The sequence below is a fragment of the Deinococcota bacterium genome, from assembly GCA_030858465.1.
Classification (GTDB): Bacteria; Deinococcota; Deinococci; order Deinococcales; family Trueperaceae; genus JALZLY01.
On sequence record JALZLY010000197.1, the window covers coordinates 1 to 17,904 of the forward strand.

A 17,904-nucleotide genomic window follows, 5' to 3' on the forward strand; every position below is an offset into this window, starting at 1 on the left:
GCCCATACCAGCCGAGCGCCTAATTACTGGGATGACTGATTGTGAAGGAGCAACATTGTGAAGGAGAAACATGGAAACATTGACAGCTAACCCGCTTCTCTTTGAAGAGAGTGCCGAAGCGATCATCCAAAAAGACGGTGAGCCCCAGTGGCTGGCCGAAGAGCGCCGCGCCGCCCTGCGCTATCAACGAGAAGACCGCCTACGTTGGCCACGAGGCCAGCGTGTCCAAGCTGAACGACGAGCAGATCTTCTATCTGCAGTCGCGCGGCCTGGAAGAGGCCGAGGCGGCGGCGCTGATCGTCCGCGGCTTCTTGGAGCCCGTCGCCAAGGAACTGCCCTTAGAGTACGCGGTCGAGCTGAACCGACTGATCGAGCTCGAGATGGAAGGGAGCGTAGGCTAACTTTAGCGGGGTGCTTGGAAATCCGAGCACCCCGAGGTTTTTTATGGCAGATACGCTAGAAACCCCCGACAACCACCAGTATCTCACCGATGCTGAGGGCAACCGGACGCATGTGCTGTTAACCCTCGAGGAGTATGAAGAGCTGCTCCATAGCCTCCTTGATCTTCAAGACGCCGAAATTGTCCGCCAACGGCGAGCAGAGCCGGAGGGATATGTGTCCCTCGAGGAGATGAAAGCGCGCCTTGGCCTGTGAGCTACCCCGTGAGCTACCCCGTGAGCTACCCCGTGAGCTACTAGGTGCGCTTTCAAAGGCCGCCAAAGAGCTGGGAGCGCTTGACAAATCGCTTCAGCCTCGCATGCTCACCGCTATTGAAGCTTTGCGAGCCGACCCCTTTAAGCACGGTTCGGTTCAGCTTAAGGGCGAGAGGGCGAGACGAATGCGCGTGGGGGACTACCGCATCATCTTTGAGGTGAGCACTGCCGAGACGATGATCACCATCTTTCGAGTCGCCCACCGCCGCGAAGCCTATAGGTAGGAACACCGTGAAAACCTGCGTAACTTGCGAACTCACCGCCAACCGGCACCAAGGGCCGCGCTGTGAACGCATCTACGAAGATGCACACTGGCGCGTCGTTCACGCCTTCAATACTTCGTTGCCGGGGTGGTTGGTGATCGTTTCCATGCGGCACGTAGTGAGTTTTGCGGAGCTTTCCGAAGCGGAAGCGCTGAGTTTCGGGCCGCTGTTGCACCGGGTCTCGAGGGCGCTGCAAGAGGTCACAGGCGCTATCAAAACCTACACGGTCCTGTTTGCCGAAAGTCCTGAACACCCACATGTGCACCTTCATGTGATTCCGCGCATGGCAGACATCCCGGAGGATAAAAAAGGGCCAAGGGTCTTTGACTACCTCGGCGTTCCCGAAGATCAGATCGTGCCGCTAGAAAAACGCAACGAAATCGCCGTAAAACTGCAGGAACTGCTATGCCAATCGGGAAAGGAAACTTTATGAGTGTGACTGCCGATTTGTCCCTCGACGCCGTCGAGGCGATTGTCAAGAAGTACGACGAGCCTCAGTGGCTGGCCGAAGAGCGCCGCGCCGCCCTGCGCACCTTTGAGGCCATGCCCTTTCCGACGAACCGCGACGAGGTCTGGCGCTACACCCAGTTGGGGCGCTTTTCGCTCGACGGCTTGGGCCTGGTTCAGGCGCCCAAGAGCCGCGAGGTGCCGGAGCGCATTGCTAAGCGCATCACCAACTCGGACGCCGAGGGCGTCCTCGTCCACAAGGGGGGCGAGGTCATCTTCCGCGACAGCAAGATCACTGAAAAGGGCGTCATCTTCACCGACCTGCGCACGGCCCTCCGCGAGCACGAAGACCTCGTGCGCGAGCACCTCTACAGCGTCATCAACGCGCCGCAGTCGAAGTACACCGCGCTCAACTCGGCCCTCTGGGAAAACGGCAGCTTCGTCTACGTGCCCAAGGGCGTCGAGGTCGCCTTTCCCTTGGGCGCCTTTAAGACCGCCGACGGTGGCGGCGTCACCTCGCCGCGCACCTTGGTCGTCGTCGAGGCCAACGCCAGCGTCACCTACATCGACGAGTACAGCAGCGAGGAGTTCGGCGAGCGCCTCTTCGTCTCCGGCGCGACCGAGCTCGTCTTGAGAGACGGCGCCAGACTGCGCTACGTCTCCTTGCAGAACTGGAGCCGGACGGTCGCGCACGTGGGCAAGATCCGCGCGCGTCTGGACCGTAACAGCCGGCTCGAGTCCTTGTCGGTGAGCCTGGGCGCCGACGCCGCCCGCGCCGAGGTCGAGTGCGTGCTGGCGGGTCCCGGCGCCGACAGCGAGATGCTCGGCCTCTACTTCGGCGACAGGGGCCAGCACTACAACCAGTACACCCTCCAGCACCACGCCGCCGACCACGCCCACAGCGACCTGCTCTTCAAGGGCGCCCTCAGGGACGCTTCTACCGCGGTCTATTCGGGCATCATTCTGGTCGACGAGGGCGCGCAGAAGACCGACGCCTACCAGACCAACCGCAACCTGCTCTTGGACGCCGACTCCGAGGCGGTCTCGATCCCCCAGCTCGAGATCGGCGCCAACGACGTCAGATGCTCGCATGGCTCGACCACCTCGCCGGTGCCCGAGGACCAGCGCTTCTACCTGATGAGCCGCGGCATGCCTCCCGAAGTCGCCGAGCACGTGCTGGTGACGGGCTTTTTGCACGAGGTCACCAGCCGCGTGACCCTGCCCAAGGTGGCCGAGTACGTCGAGCGCGTGGTCCAGGCCAAGCTGGGCGTGCCGGGCGCCAAGGAGAGGCTCTAGTGGCCGTAATGACGGGCAAGGTCTTTGTCGGCGCGGTCGCGGACTTTGCCGAGGACAGCATGCGCGCCGCCAAGGTGAACGGCCGCGAGGTGCTGGTGATCCGTCAGGGCGGCGCCTTTTATGCCATGGAGGACCGCTGCACCCACGACGGCGGCATCCTCCACGACGGTGAGCTCTTAGACGGCGCGGTCAAGTGCACTCGCCACGGCGCCAAGTTCGACCTAAAGACCGGCCGGCCCACCATGCCCGCCGTCAAGAAGGTCCGCCTCTACACCACCGAGGTCGAGGACGACAAGGTCTACGTCCACTACCAGGAAGCCTAGATGGCGTTTCTGGACAGATGCCTCGACGGCATCATAAGCACGTGCCGGTCCTGCCCCCGCTCGAGCGCCCCACCCGCGGCGCTCCTGCTCTGTTGTCTTTTTCACAAAGGACCAACGCGCGTCCCTTGAGGCGTCTTCGCCCTCCTGTTTTGCCCGCGATCTCGAGCCCTGTGTGGCTTGTACCCCATTTTCTTCGAGGTCACCTCGTAATACTGGGATGATAGTTTTTGAGAGCGCCAGGGCAAGCTTGGCCTGCTCGAGAAAACTTGGAATCACGCTGCAAGCAGCTTGCAGCGTCCACAAGGAGGTAACAACCAAGATGAGACGATCTCACTCTCGCTCTGCTTCCCGTCTAGTCATGAGCCTGCTCTTCGGCATGCTCCTGTCGGGCATGGCCTTTGCCGAGCAGCAGCCGACGGGGACCCCGGTAGGTGCGGAGCAAGCGGCGCCGGCCAGCTTTGCCGACGTGCCCCCCGGCCACTGGGCCTCGGAGGCCATCGACATCGCGGTGCGCGCCGGTATCATCGTCGGTCGCCCCGACGGCACCTTCGACGGCGTCGCCGGCTTCACCCGCTACGAGGCGGCCGTGGTCATCGCCCGCATCATCAACTACATGGACATGATGGCCATGACCACGGACGAAATCGATACCTTGCGCCGCGCCGTAGACGAGCTGAGCCTCCAGTTCGGCGACCTGGGCATCGACATGGAAAGCCTCATGAACATGCTCGACCAGAAGGCTGACCGCTCCGAGGTCGAGGCGTTGCAGCTTCGCGTCGACGAACTCTCCGCCGAGCTCGAGGCGGTGCGCGCCATGATGGCCGAGCCCGTCGCCGGTCCTCCCGGACCCGAAGGCCCCGCCGGCCCTCCCGGACCCGAAGGCCCCGCCGGCCCTCCCGGCCCCGAAGGTCCCCCCGGACCCGCGGCTGAAGTCGCTCCTCCCGCCCCGCCCGTAACGCCCCCGGCGGTCGAAGAGCCGGTCGATCCCGTCGATCCCGCTGTCGATCCCGCCTTGGCGCTTCCGCCCGTCACCCCGGCCCGCGGTCCCGTCTACTTCGGCGTGGGCAGCTTCTACGAGGTCCAGAGTCCCGAAGAAGTGATCGACATCGGCCGCTTCGGCGTCCGTGCGATCGCCGGCGTCGACGACGTCATCGGCGGCCTTGGCTTCCGCGTCAGCGCCGACTACGGCCGCTTCGGCCCCGTCTTCGACGACGGCAACTTCACCGGCAACTTAGCCGTCGCGGGCATGCTCACCTACAGCCCGCTGCCCGCTGGCTCGGCTTTCGACATCTACCTGGCGCTGGGTGGCGGTTACCAGTTCCAGCTCGACCCCGGCTTCGGCTTCGAGAGCCCCTTCGCCGAGGCCCGTTTGGGTCTTGACTTCTCGCTCTTCGGCTTGGGCCTCTTCGCCGAAGGCGGCATTTCTTACTACCTCCCCGAGTTGACAGGAGGGGTGTTGCCGGCCGGCATCGACCCCATCTATCCCTCGGCGGCCGTCGGTCTGCTCATCCGCCCCTAAGCTGCAAGCAAGCTGTAAAGACCCCCCTCGAGCACGCTCGAGGGGGTCTTTTAGGGCTACAAGCTCTCGAGCCTGCCCAAGATGTCGCTGGCGTGCATGGTGAAGTCGCCGGACTGCTTCTCGACGTGCTGGTGACGGAGCTTGCCGCCCTTGTCGATGATGAAGACGGCGCGGCCGTTCTTGCCCGTGCCCTCGCTGTAGACGCCGTAGGCGCGGGCGACCTCGTTGGTCATGTCGGCCAGGAGCGGGATGTCGATGCCGAACTCGCGCGCCCAGGCCTTGTGGGTGTAGACGCTGTCGCGGTTGACGCCCAAGATGACCGCGCCCAAGGCCTCGATGCTCTTACGGTTGGCCGAGTACTCGGGCAACTGCATGCTGCAGGTCGGCGAGAAGTCGAGCGGGTAGAAGGCCAACACCACGTGCTTCTTGCCCCTGAAGTCGGCCAGACTGACCTTCTTGTCCAGGGTCGACTCGAGGCTGAAGTCGGGGGCGTCTTGACCGGTGGATAAACTCATGCGTTCCTCCCTGGTGGCTCGAGTGGTGGCTCGAGGCGAGGTGCTAGGGACAGCTTAGCAGAACGGTCGCCCTGGCCTGGACGTGCTCGGGCGCCAGCCCCTCGCTCGTCTTGAAGCCCAGGCCGACCTGCTGGGGCGTGAGGCCCAGGAGCGCGGCCACGCGCTCCTGGATGGGCTGCCGCTGCGGCCCCAGCTTGGGCCGGTCGAGGGTCACCACCAGGGCGACGTTGACGATCTTGGCGTGCTGGTGACGTTCATGCAGGGTCGTCAGGACGCCCCGCAGGATGTCGGCGCTGTCCATCCCCTCGAATCGCGGGTCGGTGGGCGGAAAGTAGTCGCCGATGTCGCCGAGCGCCACGGCCGCGAGCAGCGCGTCGGCGAGCGCGTGCAGGAGTACGTCGCCGTCGCTGTGGGCGACGGCGCCGTGGGGGCTTCCTTCGACAAGCAGGCCGCCGATCACCAGGGGCAGGCCGGGCTCCAGGCGGTGGGCGTCCTCGCCGTAGCCGATGCGGTAGGTCATAGCCTCGATTGTACTTTGGCCGGGGCCGCCAGGAGGCCGGCCGTGCCAGAATCGGGCTCATGTCGCCGGCCCTCAGCGTCCTTTCGCTCGTCCTCGTCACCCTCATCTGGGGCACGACCTTCGCGGTCGTCAAGGAAACCGTCGCCACCGTCTCGGTGCCGCTGCTCTTGGCCCTGCGCTTCAGCCTGGCGAGCCTGCTCCTGGGCTGGGTCAGGCCGGCGCGCAAGACGCTTGTGCCCAGCCTCGTCCTCGGGCTGCTGCTCTTCGCGGGCTTCAGCACCCAGACGCTGGGGCTCACCCTGACCACGGCCTCGAAGGCGGCCTTTATCACCGGCCTCAGCGTCATCCTCACGCCTATCCTGGGCGCCTTGTGGTTTCGCCAGCGTATCCCTCCGCGGGGTTTTGTCGGCGCCGCCTTGGCGGTCGCGGGCCTCGGCCTGCTCACGCTCGGCGACGAGGCGGGGCTGAACGCGGGCGACCTCTGGGTCCTGGGGACGGCCTTCTTTTACGCGCTCTACATCATCTATCTGGGCGAGGTGACCCGTCAGCACCACCCCCTGGTCCTGAGCGCCATGCAGCTCTGGCCGGTGACGGTCCTCTGCTGGCTGTGGGCGCTGCCGGAGCTGGGCGATGTTGCCAGCACCAAACCCAGCGCGCTGCTCGCCATTGCCTACCTGGCCGCCTTTGCCACCGCCTTGAGCACCTGGCTGCAGACCCTGGCCCAGCGGGTGGTGCCCGCCTACGCCGCCGCCCTGATCTTCGCGCTCGAGCCCGTCTTCGCCGCGCTCTTTGCCTACCTGCTCCTGGCCGAGACGCTGTCGGCGCAGGGCTGGCTGGGCGGCGCGCTCGTCGTCCTGGCGATGGTCGCCGCCGAGTTCAGGTGGCGGCGCTACCGCACACCGGAAATCCCCCCGGCCCCCCTTCACAAGGGGGGTGCTCGTGAGGGCGGGGGAACAGGGGATTAGTCCGGCCGCATCAGCTTTTCGACGACGCTCTTGTCCTCCAGGGTGCTGATGTCGCCGCCGGCCTCCTCGCCCAGCGCCACGCTGCGCAGGAGGCGGCGCATGATCTTGCCGCTGCGCGTCTTGGGCAGGGCGTCGGCGAAGCGGATCTCGTCGGGTCGAGCGATCGCGCCGATCTCCTTGGTGACGTGGTCCCTGAGCGCGCGGCGCAGCTCGTCGGAGCCCTCGCGGTCGCCCTCTAGGGTCACGAAGGCGACGATCGACTGGCCCTTGGTCTCGTCGGGCCTGCCCACCACGGCGGCCTCGGCGACGGCCTCGTGCGAGACCAGCGCCGACTCGACCTCCATGGTGCCCAGCCGGTGGCCGGAGACGTTGACCACGTCGTCGACCCGGCCCATGATCCAGTAGTAGCCGTCCGAGTCCTTGCGCGCGCCGTCGCCGGCGAAGTAGACGTGGGGGATCTCCGACCAGTACTGGGCGCGGTAGCGGTCGTCGTCGCCGTAGACGGTGCGCAGCATGCTGGGCCAGGGACGCTTGATGACCAGGTAGCCGCCATCGCCCTCGGCTTGAACGTTGCCGTCCACGTCCACCACGGCGGGCTCGACGCCGAAAAAGGGCAGGCCGGCCGAGCCCGGTTTGGCGTCGTGGACGCCGGGGAGCGTCGTGATCATGATGCCGCCCGTCTCGGTCTGCCACCAGGTGTCGACGATGGGACAGCCTTCGCCGCCGATGTGGCGGTGGTACCACATCCAGGCCTCGGGGTTGATGGGCTCGCCGACGGTGCCTAAAAGGCGCAGGCTCGTCAGGTCGTGCCCCCGCGGCCACTTCTCGCCCCACTTCATAAAGGCGCGGATCGCGGTCGGGGCGGTGTAGAAGATGGTCACCTTGTACTTGTCGATGAGCCGCCAGAAGCGGTCGGGCCCGGGATGGTTGGGCACGCCCTCGTACATCAGCACGGTGGCGCCGTTTTGCAAGGGGCCGTAGACGATGTAGGAGTGGCCGGTGATCCAGCCCACGTCGGCGGTGCACCAGAACACGTCCTCGTCTTGCATGTCGAAGATGTAGCGGCTGGTCAGGTAGGTGTAGACGCTGTAGCCGGCGGTGCTGTGGAGGACCCCCTTGGGCTTGCCGGTCGAGCCCGAGGTGTGGAGGATGAAGAGCGGGTGCTCGGCGCCTAAGGGCTCGGCGGGACAGTCGGCCGAGGCTGCCGCCACCGCCTCGTGGTACCAGAGGTCGCGGCCGGGCTTCATGGCGACATCGTTGCCGCCACGCGTGACCACCACGACCGTGTCGATGCTCGGACAGTGCTCGAGCGCCTCGTCTACCGCGGGCTTTAGGGGAAAGACCGCGCCGCGCCGGTAGCCGCCGTCGGCGGTGATCACGGCCTTGGCGCGGGCGTCGTTGATGCGGTCGGCCAGCGCCGAGGCGCTGAAACCGCCGAAGACGACCGAGTGCGTCGCGCCGATGCGGGCGCAGGCCAGCATGGCCACGGCCGCCTCGGGGATCATCGGCAGGTAGATGGCGACGCGGTCGCCCTTGCCTAGGCCCCGCGCCTTTAGGACGTTGGCGAACCTGGCGACCTCGCGGTGCAGGTCCTTATAGGTCAGGACGCGTTCGTCGCCCGGCTCGCCCTCCCAGACAATCGCGGGCTTGTCGCCCTTACCGGCCTCGAGGTGGCGGTCCAAGCAGTTGTAGGCGAGGTTGGTCTCGCCGCCCACGAACCACTTGACGAAGGGCTCGTTCCACTCCCTGACCCGCCGCCAGGGCGTAAACCAGTGCAGCTCGCCGGCGACGTCCGACCAGAAGCGGTCGGGGTCGTCTAAAGACTGACGGTAGAGCCGGTCGTACTCGGCCCGGTCGGAGAGGCGGGCTTTAGCCCTGAAGCTTTCCGGGGGGCTGAAACGCCGTCCCTCCTGCAAAACCGATTCGATCCGTTCGGACATGGCGCCTCCTCGGGATATCTCTTTCGACCCTCGAGTCTATCACGCCCGGACGCGGCCCGTGGCGGGTGTAAATTTTTTCATCCTCTTCGCCTTCGTCCAGGCACATGATGATGTAGATGGTTTAGCGCGCAGGTTTAGAGCACAAACGTCTATGACATGGCGACGTCCGGCTTGGGCACTGGAAAGGCACGATGGCCGAAAGTATCGAGGCGCTGTTAGTGGAGCGGGAGACGGTCCAGCCGCCCCTATCGGTGGCGGAGGGAGCCCGGCTGCAAGCTTATGCAGCCGTGTGGCGCCGCTCGGTCCAGGATAACGAGGCTTTCTGGGCCGAGCAGGCCCGGGGCCTGTGGTGGGACCGCCCCTGGGAGCGCGTCTTGGCTTTCGATGGCGTCCACCACCGCTGGTTTTTGGGTGCGACCACCAACATCACCGTCAACGCCCTCGACCGTCACGTCGCGGCAGGGCTGGGCGACAAGACCGCCTACATCTGGCTCGGCGAGGACGGCAGCGAGAGGACGATAAGCTACCGCGAGCTCTTGAGCCTCGTGGGCCGCCTCGCGGGTGGACTGAGGTCGCTCGGAGTCGGCAAGGGCGACAGGGTGGTCATCTACATGCCGCTGACCATCGAAGGGGTCGCCTCGATGCTGGCCTGCGCCCGCTTGGGCGCCGTTCACAGCGTGGTCTACGCGGGCTTCGCGGCGGGGGCCTTGAGGGCGCGCATCGAGGACGCCGGGGCCAAGGTGGTCATCGCCGGCGACGTGGGCTACCGCCGCGGCAAGGCCGTCGATCTCAAAACCATCGTGGACAATGCGGTAGCGCCGCTCTCCTTTGTCGAGCACGTGGTGATGTTCAGGCGCCAGTCGCAGGGGCCGCTTGGTCCCAGGGGGGTCGCCTTCGAGCGCCTGCTCGAGCACCCCGAGGCCGAAGCCGAGATGGTGGACGCCGAGCACCCGCTCTTCATCCTCTACACCTCCGGCACGACCGGCAAGCCCAAGGGGGTGGTGCACGTCCACGGCGGCTACATGGTGGGCACGCACTACCACCTGAAGACCTTCTACGACTTAAGGGGTGACGACGTCTTCTGGTGCATGAGCGACATCGGCTGGGTGGTCGGCCACTCCTACATCACCTACGCGCCGCTTCTGGGCGCTATCACCACCCTCTTCCGCGAGGGCGCGCCCGACACGCCGCACCCCGGCGTCGCCTGGGAGATCGTCCAGAGCTACGGTGTGACGGCTCTGCTTACCGCGCCCACCGCGGTCCGCATGTGGATGCGCTTTGGCGAAGCGTATCCGGCCCGGCACGACCTGAGCCGCCTGCGCGTCCTGGCTGTTGCCGGCGAACCCCTCAACCCCGAGGCCTTCCGCTGGGCGCAGCGGCACCTCGCGGGCGACCACGGCTGGGTGATGGACAACTGGTGGCAGACCGAATTGGGCGGCCCGACGCTCGGTACCCTGGCCGTCCAGGCGTGCCGACCCGGCTTCGTAGGGCGTCCGCTGCCCGGCGTCGAGGCCGAGGTCGTCTCCGACACGGGCGAGGTCTTGCCGCCGGGACGGGGTGGGCTGCTGGCCCTCACCCGCCCCTTTCCGCACATGCTCCGCACCGTCTACGGCGACCCCGAGCGCTACGAGGCGGCCTGGCGCGAGCTGCCGGGTTTCTATCTCACCGGCGACGTGGCGGTCAGGGACGAGGAGGGGCGCTTCAGCGTCCTGGGCCGAGCCGACGACGTGCTCAAGGTGGCCGGCCACCGCATCGGCAGCGCCGACGTCGAGTCGGCTTTGGTCTCGCACGAGGCCGTCGCCGAAGCTGCCGTGGTGGGCAGGCCCGACGAGATCAAGGGCGAGGCGATCGTCGCCTTCGTGGTGCTTCGTCAGAGCTTTGCCGGAGGCGACCTCAGAGACAAGCTGATCCATCACGTCCGGGAGGTGCTCGGACCGGTTGCAACGCCCGCGGAGGTGAACTTTGTAGACAAGTTGCCCAAGACGCGCAGCGGCAAGATCATGCGCCGCCTGCTCAAGGCTCAGGAGCTGGGAGAGGATCCGGGGGACCTCTCGACCCTCGAGGACTAGACCTCCAGATAAAACGATAAAGGAGAAGTGGCATGAGCGATCAGGAGCGAGCGCAGGCGCAAAGGCACGCCGACCTCTACTGGAAGGCCAATATCAGGCTGATCACCGTCTTGCTGGTGATCTGGGGCGTGGTGTCGTTTCTTTTTGGGATCATCTTGGCGGAACCCCTCAACCAGCTCAGGATAGGCAACTTGCCCTTGGGCTTCTGGTTCGCCCAGCAGGGCTCGATCTACGTCTTCGTCGTGCTTATCTTCGTCTACGCCTGGCGGATGAACGCGCTCGACCGCGAATACGGCTTCGAGGAGTAGGGGATGAGCGTCGAAGTCTGGACCTGGAGCTTCATCATCTTGACCCTGATCATGTACGGCGTCATCGCCTGGCGCACCCACGTGACCGACATCAGCGGCTTCTACGTCGCCGGGCGCGGCGTGCCCGCGGTGGCCAACGGCATGGCCACCGCCGCCGACTGGATGAGCGCGGCCTCGTTTATCTCGATGGCCGGACTCATCGCCTTTTTGGGCTACGACGGCACCGTCTACCTGATGGGCTGGACCGGCGGCTACGTGCTCTTGGCGCTCCTCCTGGCGCCCTACCTGCGCAAGTACGGCAAGTACACCGTGCCCGACTTTATCGGCGACCGCTACTACTCGAACACCGCGCGCGCCGTCGCCGCCGTCGCCACGCTGTTTATCTCGCTCACCTACATCTCGGGCCAGATGCGCGGGGTGGGCATCGTCTTGAGCCGCTACTTGGGCGTGGACATCGCCACCGGCATCATCGTCGCGCTCTTCGTGGTGGCCTTTATCGGCGTGGTCGGCGGCATGAAGGCCATCACCTATACCCAGGTCGCGCAGTACACGGTGCTCATCGCGGCCTACCTGATCACCGCCATCGCCATCGCCAACCTGCTGACCGGCAACCCCATCCCGCAGCTCGCCCTGACCTTTACCGACATCGCCGGAAGGTTGTCGGCCATCCAGGTCGATCTGGGGCTGACCGAGTACATCGCGCCCTTCCAGAACTTCACCATGATCCAGGTCTTCACCATCACCCTGGCCCTGATGGTGGGCACGGCTGGCCTGCCCCACGTGATCGTCCGTTTCTATACCGTGCCGAGCGCGTCGGCGGCGCGCTGGTCAGCCGGTTGGGCGCTGCTGTTCATCTCGCTTCTCTACACCACCGCGCCGGCCATCGCGGTCTTCGCCAAGTACAACCTGATCAACACCCTAAGCGGCCAACCTATCGAGGAGGTGCGCCAGATCAACTGGGTGGACCGCTGGGAGCGCACCGGCCTGTTGACCCTGCAGGACCTCGACGGCGACGGCATCGTCGATTTCAACGAGGTCCGCATCGACCGCGACATCATCGTCTTGTCCACGCCCGAGGTGGCGCAGCTGGCGCCCTTCGTGATCGCCCTGGTGGCGGCGGGCGGTCTGGCGGCGGCGCTCTCGACCGCGGACGGCCTCCTGATCGCCATGTCGAGTTCGGTCTCGCACGACATCTACTACCGCATCCTCCGGCCCACCGCCACCCAGGCGCAGCGCCTGCTGGTGAGCCGCATCGTCATCGTGGTCGCGGCGGTGATCGCCGCCTACCTTGGCATCAGGCCACCCGGCTTCGTCGCCGAGGTGGTCGCCTTTGCCTTCGGCCTCGCCGCGGCCAGCCTCTTTCCCGTCATCCTCCTGGGCATCTTCGACAAGCGGATGAACAGAGAGGGGGCGATCGCCGGCATTCTTACCGGCCTCATCTTCACCATGGTGATGATCGTCTTGCAGCGTTCGAATCTGGTGCTCGGCACCGAGGCGCCGCTGGTAGGCAACTTCCTGGGCATCAACGCCCAGGGCATCGGCGTGGTGGGGATGGTCCTCAACTTCATCGTCGCCTTCGCCGTCTCGAGGTCGACGCCGCCGCCGCCCGCGCACATCCAGGAGATGATCGAGAGCATCCGCGTGCCCAAGGGCTCCAAACTGGTCACGGACGAGGAGTAAAAACGGGCTAGGGAATGGGGCGCCGCCGCCCCATTCGAGGAGAACAGATGCAGAAGAGCAAGCAAGTCCATGTGCCGCCCATTCTGGGGCTCCACGTCCTGCGCAAGGCGCTCGGGCTGTCGGCGGCTCTCTTTGTCTTTTATCTCGCCGGTCACTATCTCTGGGCCTTTCCTTTTCCTACCGTCAGCGACCTCCTGACCATCCTCATGGTCGCGACCCTGGGGGTGGGCCTGGGGCTGACCTTCGCCCGCGTCTGGCCGCTCGCGCCCAAGCCCGGCCTCGAGCGCGTCGCCCGCACCCTGCTGCTGACCATTCCCGCGCTCGGCCTGGGCTTCGGCCTGCAGCTCACCTTGCAGGGAGCCGAGCCAAAGCAGGCGCTCTACCTCATCTTCGCCCTGGCGGCCTGGCTCGGCTCGGGGCTGATCGTGCGGCTCGAGGAGGTTCCGGTCCGGGGCAAGCAGGCCAAAACCTGAGCTAGTTGCCGCCGACTGCTTGCGCTAGAATGTTCGGGCAAGTTGCGGAGGACGCCTGTGGAACCTTTACGTTACATCCGGGCGCTGCCGCCCTTCGACCGGCTCGGCGCGGCTGAGTTCAGGCTGATCGAAACGTCTCTGGAGACCACCTACGTCGCGCCCAACACCCGCATCCTCGAGCGCGGCGGCAAAAGCTCTTCCTACCTCTACCTCATCCGCAAGGGCTCGGTGCAGCTCTTGAAGGCCGGGCAGGTGGTGCAGGTGCTCGAGGAGGGGGAGATGTTCGGCTACTCCTCCATCCTCACCGGCGAGGTGCCGCTCGACGTGGTGGCGGCCGAGGACCTGCTCGTCTACCGCCTGCCCGCCAAGCTCTTTCACCGGCTCAAGGCGCATCCGGCCTTTGCCGACTTCTTTATGAAGGGCTTGAGCGAGCGGCTGAAGGGCGCGGCGCGGCTCGAGAACGGTGTCCTGATGGGCGACCTGGCCGTACCCGCCGCCACGCTCGTCCGCCGCGGCCCGGTCTTTATCGCTGCCGGGGCCACGGTGGGCGAGGCTGCTAAGCTCATGCGCGAGCACGGCGTCTCCTCGGTTCTGGTCGAGGCCGAACCCCTGAGCATCGTCACCGACCGCGATCTGCGCAATCGGGTGATGGCCGAGGGGCTCGGCCCCGAAACGCCCGTCCGCGAGGTGATGAGCTTTCCTCTCAAGAGCCTGCCCGCCGATGTCTCGCTCGTCGAGGTGCTGCTCTTTCTGCTCGAGGAGAACGTTCACCACCTGCCGCTCACAGCGGGCGGCGAGGTCGTCGGCGTCGTCACCGACACCAGCCTGCTCGAGCACTACGCCCACAGCCCGGTCGCCCTCTTGCGCCGGGTGGCGCGCAGCCAGGACGCGGGCAGCCTGCGCAACTACGCGAGCGAAGTGGTGGGCATGGTCGAGGCGCTGACCCTGGGCGGGGTGGCGGTGGAGGGGGTCGCCCGCGCGGTCTCGACCCTGAACGACCGGCTGACCCGCACCCTGTTGGAACTGGCGGAGGCGGAACTCGGTCCGCCGCCGACCCCTTACGCCTGGCTGGTCCTCGGCTCGGAGGGCCGCCTCGAGCAGGTCCTGCTGACCGACCAGGACAACGCGCTGGTCTACGGCGAGGACAGCCCGGAGGCGCGGGGCTACATGAAGGCGCTGGCCGGGCGGGTGGTCGAGGGCCTCCTCGAAGCCGGCTTTCCCCGCTGTCCGGGGGGCTACATGGCGACGCGCTGGAACGACCCGCTCGAGGAGTGGAGGCGGCGCTTTGCAGGCTGGGTCCACAGTCCCGAGCCCCAGGCGCTGCTGGAGGCGAGCATCTTTTTCGACTTCCGCGCCGTCCACGGCGCCCTGGCCTTGGACGCCCTCGAGGAGGTGCTCAGGGAAGCCGGCGAGAGAGGTATCTTTCTCGCCCACCTGGCCAGGACCGCCTTGGAGTTCCGCCCGCCCCTGGGCCTCTTCCGCCAGATACGCGAGGCCGAGGGCGGGGTGGACCTGAAAAAGGGCGGTATCGTCCCCATCGTCAGCCTGGCCCGGGTCTACGCCTTGGCGGCGAAGAGCCCGGCTCGCCCGACCCTGGACCGTCTCGAGGCCGCCTCCTCTGCGGGAAGCCTCAGCGAGGCGGATGCCGAGACCTTGAGCGAGGCCTTCCGCTTTCTGAGCGGCCTGCGCCTGGGCGCGCAGCTCGAGGCCCTGCGGGCCGGTCGGCCCGCCACCAACAAGGTCCCGCTCGACAGCCTCTCGCCCCTGTCGCGCCGCCATCTCAAGGAGGCCTTTTTTCTCATCCGCGGGCTGCAGGAGGGAACGCTCGCCCACTTTCACGCCGAGCGACTCCTCTAGCCCTTGACCCGATCGCCCTTGACCCGCCCTTGAGCCAATAGCCCTTGAACCTTCCCTGGTCCTCTCCCGCCTGGCGCGAGCTCACCTTCTGGGCGCTCGACCTCGAGACCGGCGGTTTGCGCGCGAAGTCCGACCCCGTCCTCTCGGTCGGCATGGTGCCGGTGCGCCACGAAGCGGTCAGGCTGGGCGAGGCCTACTACTCGCTGCTGCGCCCGAAGCGCGCGGTGGCGGAGGCCAGCCTCAAGGTTCACCACATCCTGCCGCAGGAGGTCGCGCAGGCGCCCCTTCTTGCCGAGGTTCTACCCGAGATCGACAAGCGCCTGCGCGAGGGGGTCCTGCTCGTCCACCACGCGCCGCTGGACGTGGCCTTCTTGCGCGTCGCCTACCGCAAGCACGGCCGGCCCTGGCCGCGCCCCAAGGTCGTGGACACGCTCAGGCTGCTCCTGCGTCTGGGTCGCCGCCAGCGCTACTACCTTTCCGGTGAGAACGGGGTGCCGACCAACCTGTTGGAAGCGCGCCTTCACTTCGGCCTGCCGTCCCATCCCGAACACCACGCGCTCGAGGACGCCGTCGCCACCGCCGAGCTCTTTTTGCTCTTGGCCCAGAAGCTGGAGGCCCAGAGCCTGCGCGACCTCTCGTGAGCGTCCCGCGACCGTTGGCGGTCAGACCTCTTCCGGGTGTCGGAGGTCGTCCGGCTCCTCCTCAGTCTTCTCCGCGTCTACCCTGTGGGTCGGCGGCCGCAAGGCCAGCTGCCCCTCCCGCCACTCCTCCCTGGCCTGCTGGGCCAAGCGGTGGGCCTGGGGCTGGGCCGAAAGGTAGGGCTTGGGCCAAGGCTGCGCGCGGTAGTCGTACTCGGCCGCCGCGTGCAGGGTGAAATGGGGGTTGCTGAGGTGCGGCCGCGCCAGGGCGACGAGGTCGGCGCGGCCCTGGAGCAGAACGGTGTTCACCTGGTCGGCGCTGGTGATGTTGCCGACCGTCATGGTGGCGATACCCGTTTCGCGCCGCACCTTGTCGGCGAAGGGCGTCTGGTACATGCGGCCGTAGACGGGCGTCTGCTCGGGGACGGTCTGGCCCGTCGAGAGGTCGATGAGGTCGCAGCCCGCCTCCTTGAGCAGGCGCGCGGCGGCGAGCAGGTCCTCGTCGGTGAGGCCGCCGGGGAACCAGTCGGTCGCCGACAGGCGCACCGACATCGGCTTGGCGCTCGGCCAGAGCGCGCGCACCGCGGCAAAGACCTCGAGCGGAAAGCGCATGCGCCCCGCTATGCCGCCGCCGTAGCCGTCGCTGCGCCGGTTGGTCAAGGGCGAGATGAAGCCGGCCAGCAGGTAGCCGTGGGCCATGTGCAGCTCGAGCATGTCGAAGCCCGCCGCCTCGCCGTAGCGCGCCGCCCGGACGAAATCCGCCACCACCTCGTCCATGTGTGCCCGGCTCATCTCCGTGGGCACCTGGCTCTCGGGGTAGTAGGGAAGCGGCGAGGCGGCGTAGAGGGGCCAGTTGCCCTCCTTGAGCGGCCTGTCGCTCTCCTCCCAGCCGAGCTGGGTCGAGCCCTTGCGGCCGGCGTGGCCGAGTTGCAGGCAGACCTTGGCGGGGCTGTGGGCGTGGATGAAGGCGACGATGCGCCTCCAGGCATCTTGCTGCGCCCCGTTCCAGAGCCCGGTGCAGCCCGGGCTGATGCGCGCCCCCGCCGAGACGCAGGTCATCTCGGTGAAGACCAATCCCGCCCCGCCCACCGCCCGGCTGCCCAAGTGCATGAGGTGCCAGTCGCCCGGGATACCGTCCGCGGCCATGTACTGCGCCATCGGCGAGACGACGACGCGGTTGTCGAGCACCATCTCGCGGAGCTTGAACGGCGTAAACATGGGCGGCGTGCGCGGCGCCACCCTGAAGCCCTGCCCCCGCACCTCGTCCAAGAACCAGCCCTCGACCCGCTCGGTGAAGCTCGCGTCACGGAGCCGCAGGTTCTCCACGGTAATCTGCTTGCTTCGCGACATCACCCCAAAGGCGAACCTTTCGGGCGCCATGCCCCAGTAGCGCCCCATGCTCTCGAACCAGGCCGCCGAGACGCCCGCGGCGTGCTGGGTCTTGCCGACCTCCTCGCGCCGGCTAGCCTCGAAGTGGTGGAGGGCGGCCCGCACGTCTTCGGGGTGCGCGCGCAGGGCCTCTAGGAGCGCCGCCGCGTCCTCCATCGCCAGCTTGGTGCCCGAGCCGATGGCGTAGTGGGCGCTGGCCTTGGCGTCGCCCAGCAAGACGAGATTGTCCTTGACCCAGCGCTCGTTTTGGACGGTGGGAAAGCTGCGCCAGAGCGAGCGGTTGGTGAGCAGCGGGTGGCCCTCCAGCTCCTCCTCGAAAATCCTTTCGACCATCCGCGCCGAGGCCTCCTCGCCCAGCCCGGCGAAGCCCAGGCCCTGCCAGGTCGCCGGGGACATCTCGATGACCCAGGTGCTGCGCCCCGGTTCGTACCCGTAGCAGTGCGCCACCACGACGCCACGGGGGGTCATGCGGAAGAAGTACTTAAAGGCGCCCAGTTCCTTCGTCGAGCCCAGCCAGCTGAACAGGTTGCGGCCGAGGGTGGTGGTGGTGCCGAAGTGATCGCGGTAACGCTCGCGGATACGGCTGTTGATGCCGTCGGCGGCAATTATCAGGTCACTGTCCAGGTCACTGCCCAGGCCCTCGAGCCTCCTGGGGTCCAGCTCGCAGCCGAAGTGGAGGCGCACGCCGAGCTCGGCGCAGCGCGCCTGCAGGAGCGCGAGCAGCGCCTGCCTCGAGCAGCCCGCGAAGCCGTTGCCGGCCACCCGAAAGACCTCGCCCTGGTAGTGGATGTCCACGTCGTCCCAGTAGCTGAAGGCGCGGCGGATGCTCTGGTAGGAGGGCCGGTCGTAGTCGCGGAAGAGGCCCAGCGTCTCGTCGGAAAAGACCACGCCGAAGCCGAAGGTGTCGTCCGCCCGGTTGCGCTCGAAGACGCCCACCTCGTGTCCGGGCCATTCCTTCTTGACGAGCAGGGCGGCGTAGAGGCCGCCGG

General features: G+C 66.8%; 17 protein-coding genes and 2 pseudogenes. 15 read left to right on the forward strand and 4 right to left on the reverse strand.

The window, feature by feature from the left end:
- Nucleotides 1-203 precede the first annotated feature (203 nt).
- From M3498_10015 to M3498_10050, 8 genes and pseudogenes are all read left to right on the forward strand, one after another.
- Nucleotides 204-401 (forward strand): annotated as a pseudogene (locus M3498_10015) (SufD family Fe-S cluster assembly protein).
- Nucleotides 402-444: 43 nt separating this feature from the next.
- Nucleotides 445-654, forward strand: a complete 210-nt coding sequence (locus M3498_10020) for a hypothetical protein (GenBank protein ID MDQ3459618.1) — start codon at nucleotides 445-447, stop codon at nucleotides 652-654.
- 103 nt (nucleotides 655-757) lie between these two features.
- The gene (locus M3498_10025; GenBank protein ID MDQ3459619.1) at nucleotides 758-937 is read left to right on the forward strand and encodes a type II toxin-antitoxin system RelE/ParE family toxin; all 180 of its coding nucleotides are present in this window, start codon (nucleotides 758-760) and stop codon (nucleotides 935-937) included.
- A gap of 7 nt (nucleotides 938-944) precedes the next feature.
- Nucleotides 945-1,409 (forward strand): HIT family protein, encoded by a 465-nt coding sequence (locus M3498_10030; protein MDQ3459620.1) that lies wholly within the window; start codon nucleotides 945-947, stop codon nucleotides 1,407-1,409.
- Nucleotides 1,406-2,719 carry a Fe-S cluster assembly protein SufD gene (gene sufD / locus M3498_10035; protein ID MDQ3459621.1) on the forward strand — a complete coding sequence of 438 codons (1,314 nt, stop codon included), beginning with the start codon at nucleotides 1,406-1,408 and terminating at the stop codon, nucleotides 2,717-2,719. Before M3498_10030 ends, sufD begins: the two co-directional genes overlap by 4 nt.
- 8 nt (nucleotides 2,720-2,727) lie before the next feature.
- On the forward strand, nucleotides 2,728-3,042 hold the full coding sequence (locus M3498_10040) for a non-heme iron oxygenase ferredoxin subunit (GenBank protein ID MDQ3459622.1): 315 nt from the start codon (nucleotides 2,728-2,730) through the stop codon (nucleotides 3,040-3,042).
- Between the two features lie 391 nt (nucleotides 3,043-3,433).
- Nucleotides 3,434-3,565 (forward strand): annotated as a pseudogene (locus M3498_10045) (S-layer homology domain-containing protein).
- A 489-nt stretch (nucleotides 3,566-4,054) separates the two neighbouring features.
- A complete protein-coding gene (locus M3498_10050) occupies nucleotides 4,055-4,561 on the forward strand; it encodes a hypothetical protein (GenBank protein MDQ3459623.1) in 507 nt (168 codons plus the stop codon).
- A gap of 56 nt (nucleotides 4,562-4,617) precedes the next feature.
- On the opposite strand, the gene M3498_10055 is transcribed toward M3498_10050, so the two are convergent.
- Entirely contained in the window at nucleotides 4,618-5,076 is a 459-nt protein-coding gene (locus tag M3498_10055) for a redoxin domain-containing protein (protein MDQ3459624.1), read from the reverse strand.
- Between the two features lie 43 nt (nucleotides 5,077-5,119).
- On the reverse strand, nucleotides 5,120-5,596 hold the full coding sequence (gene ispF, locus M3498_10060) for a 2-C-methyl-D-erythritol 2,4-cyclodiphosphate synthase (protein ID MDQ3459625.1): 477 nt from the start codon (nucleotides 5,594-5,596) through the stop codon (nucleotides 5,120-5,122).
- Nucleotides 5,597-5,655: 59 nt separating this feature from the next.
- Between ispF and M3498_10065 the strand changes: the two genes are divergently transcribed.
- Nucleotides 5,656-6,561, forward strand: a complete 906-nt coding sequence (locus M3498_10065) for a DMT family transporter (protein MDQ3459626.1) — start codon at nucleotides 5,656-5,658, stop codon at nucleotides 6,559-6,561.
- On the opposite strand, the gene acs is transcribed toward M3498_10065, so the two are convergent.
- Nucleotides 6,558-8,501 carry an acetate--CoA ligase gene (gene acs, locus M3498_10070; protein MDQ3459627.1) on the reverse strand — a complete coding sequence of 648 codons (1,944 nt, stop codon included), beginning with the start codon at nucleotides 8,499-8,501 and terminating at the stop codon, nucleotides 6,558-6,560. The two genes, M3498_10065 and acs, sit on opposite strands and share 4 nt — an antisense overlap.
- A gap of 191 nt (nucleotides 8,502-8,692) precedes the next feature.
- On the opposite strand from acs, the gene M3498_10075 reads away from it, so the two are divergent.
- From M3498_10075 to M3498_10100, 6 genes are read left to right on the forward strand one after another with little or no spacing between them, the layout of a single operon-like run.
- The gene (locus M3498_10075) at nucleotides 8,693-10,570 is read left to right on the forward strand and encodes an acetate--CoA ligase (protein MDQ3459628.1); all 1,878 of its coding nucleotides are present in this window, start codon (nucleotides 8,693-8,695) and stop codon (nucleotides 10,568-10,570) included.
- A 32-nt stretch (nucleotides 10,571-10,602) separates the two neighbouring features.
- Nucleotides 10,603-10,878: a DUF4212 domain-containing protein gene (locus M3498_10080; GenBank protein ID MDQ3459629.1), complete on the forward strand. Its 276-nt coding sequence runs from the start codon at nucleotides 10,603-10,605 to the stop codon at nucleotides 10,876-10,878.
- 3 nt (nucleotides 10,879-10,881) lie between these two features.
- Nucleotides 10,882-12,558 carry a cation acetate symporter gene (locus M3498_10085; GenBank protein ID MDQ3459630.1) on the forward strand — a complete coding sequence of 559 codons (1,677 nt, stop codon included), beginning with the start codon at nucleotides 10,882-10,884 and terminating at the stop codon, nucleotides 12,556-12,558.
- A gap of 47 nt (nucleotides 12,559-12,605) precedes the next feature.
- Nucleotides 12,606-13,031 carry a hypothetical protein gene (locus tag M3498_10090; GenBank protein ID MDQ3459631.1) on the forward strand — a complete coding sequence of 142 codons (426 nt, stop codon included), beginning with the start codon at nucleotides 12,606-12,608 and terminating at the stop codon, nucleotides 13,029-13,031.
- A gap of 57 nt (nucleotides 13,032-13,088) precedes the next feature.
- Nucleotides 13,089-14,888 (forward strand): DUF294 nucleotidyltransferase-like domain-containing protein, encoded by a 1,800-nt coding sequence (locus M3498_10095; GenBank protein ID MDQ3459632.1) that lies wholly within the window; start codon nucleotides 13,089-13,091, stop codon nucleotides 14,886-14,888.
- 44 nt (nucleotides 14,889-14,932) lie between these two features.
- The gene (locus M3498_10100) at nucleotides 14,933-15,529 is read left to right on the forward strand and encodes a 3'-5' exonuclease (GenBank protein MDQ3459633.1); all 597 of its coding nucleotides are present in this window, start codon (nucleotides 14,933-14,935) and stop codon (nucleotides 15,527-15,529) included.
- Between the two features lie 21 nt (nucleotides 15,530-15,550).
- Here M3498_10100 and M3498_10105 read toward each other — a convergent pair.
- On the reverse strand, nucleotides 15,551-17,904 hold a 2,354-nt coding region (locus M3498_10105), incomplete at its 5' end, for an FAD-dependent monooxygenase (GenBank protein ID MDQ3459634.1).

Coding starts and splice junctions, on each gene's coding strand:
- M3498_10020 (MDQ3459618.1), top strand. CDS start 445: ATGGCAGATACGCTAGAAACCCCCGACAACCACCAGTATCTCACCGAT.
- M3498_10025 (MDQ3459619.1), top strand. CDS start 758: ATGCTCACCGCTATTGAAGCTTTGCGAGCCGACCCCTTTAAGCACGGT.
- sufD (MDQ3459621.1), top strand. CDS start 1,406: ATGAGTGTGACTGCCGATTTGTCCCTCGACGCCGTCGAGGCGATTGTC.
- M3498_10040 (MDQ3459622.1), top strand. CDS start 2,728: ATGACGGGCAAGGTCTTTGTCGGCGCGGTCGCGGACTTTGCCGAGGAC.
- M3498_10055 (MDQ3459624.1), bottom strand. CDS start 5,076: ATGAGTTTATCCACCGGTCAAGACGCCCCCGACTTCAGCCTCGAGTCG.
- ispF (MDQ3459625.1), bottom strand. CDS start 5,596: ATGACCTACCGCATCGGCTACGGCGAGGACGCCCACCGCCTGGAGCCC.
- M3498_10065 (MDQ3459626.1), top strand. CDS start 5,656: ATGTCGCCGGCCCTCAGCGTCCTTTCGCTCGTCCTCGTCACCCTCATC.
- acs (MDQ3459627.1), bottom strand. CDS start 8,501: ATGTCCGAACGGATCGAATCGGTTTTGCAGGAGGGACGGCGTTTCAGC.
- M3498_10075 (MDQ3459628.1), top strand. CDS start 8,693: ATGGCCGAAAGTATCGAGGCGCTGTTAGTGGAGCGGGAGACGGTCCAG.
- M3498_10080 (MDQ3459629.1), top strand. CDS start 10,603: ATGAGCGATCAGGAGCGAGCGCAGGCGCAAAGGCACGCCGACCTCTAC.
- M3498_10085 (MDQ3459630.1), top strand. CDS start 10,882: ATGAGCGTCGAAGTCTGGACCTGGAGCTTCATCATCTTGACCCTGATC.
- M3498_10090 (MDQ3459631.1), top strand. CDS start 12,606: ATGCAGAAGAGCAAGCAAGTCCATGTGCCGCCCATTCTGGGGCTCCAC.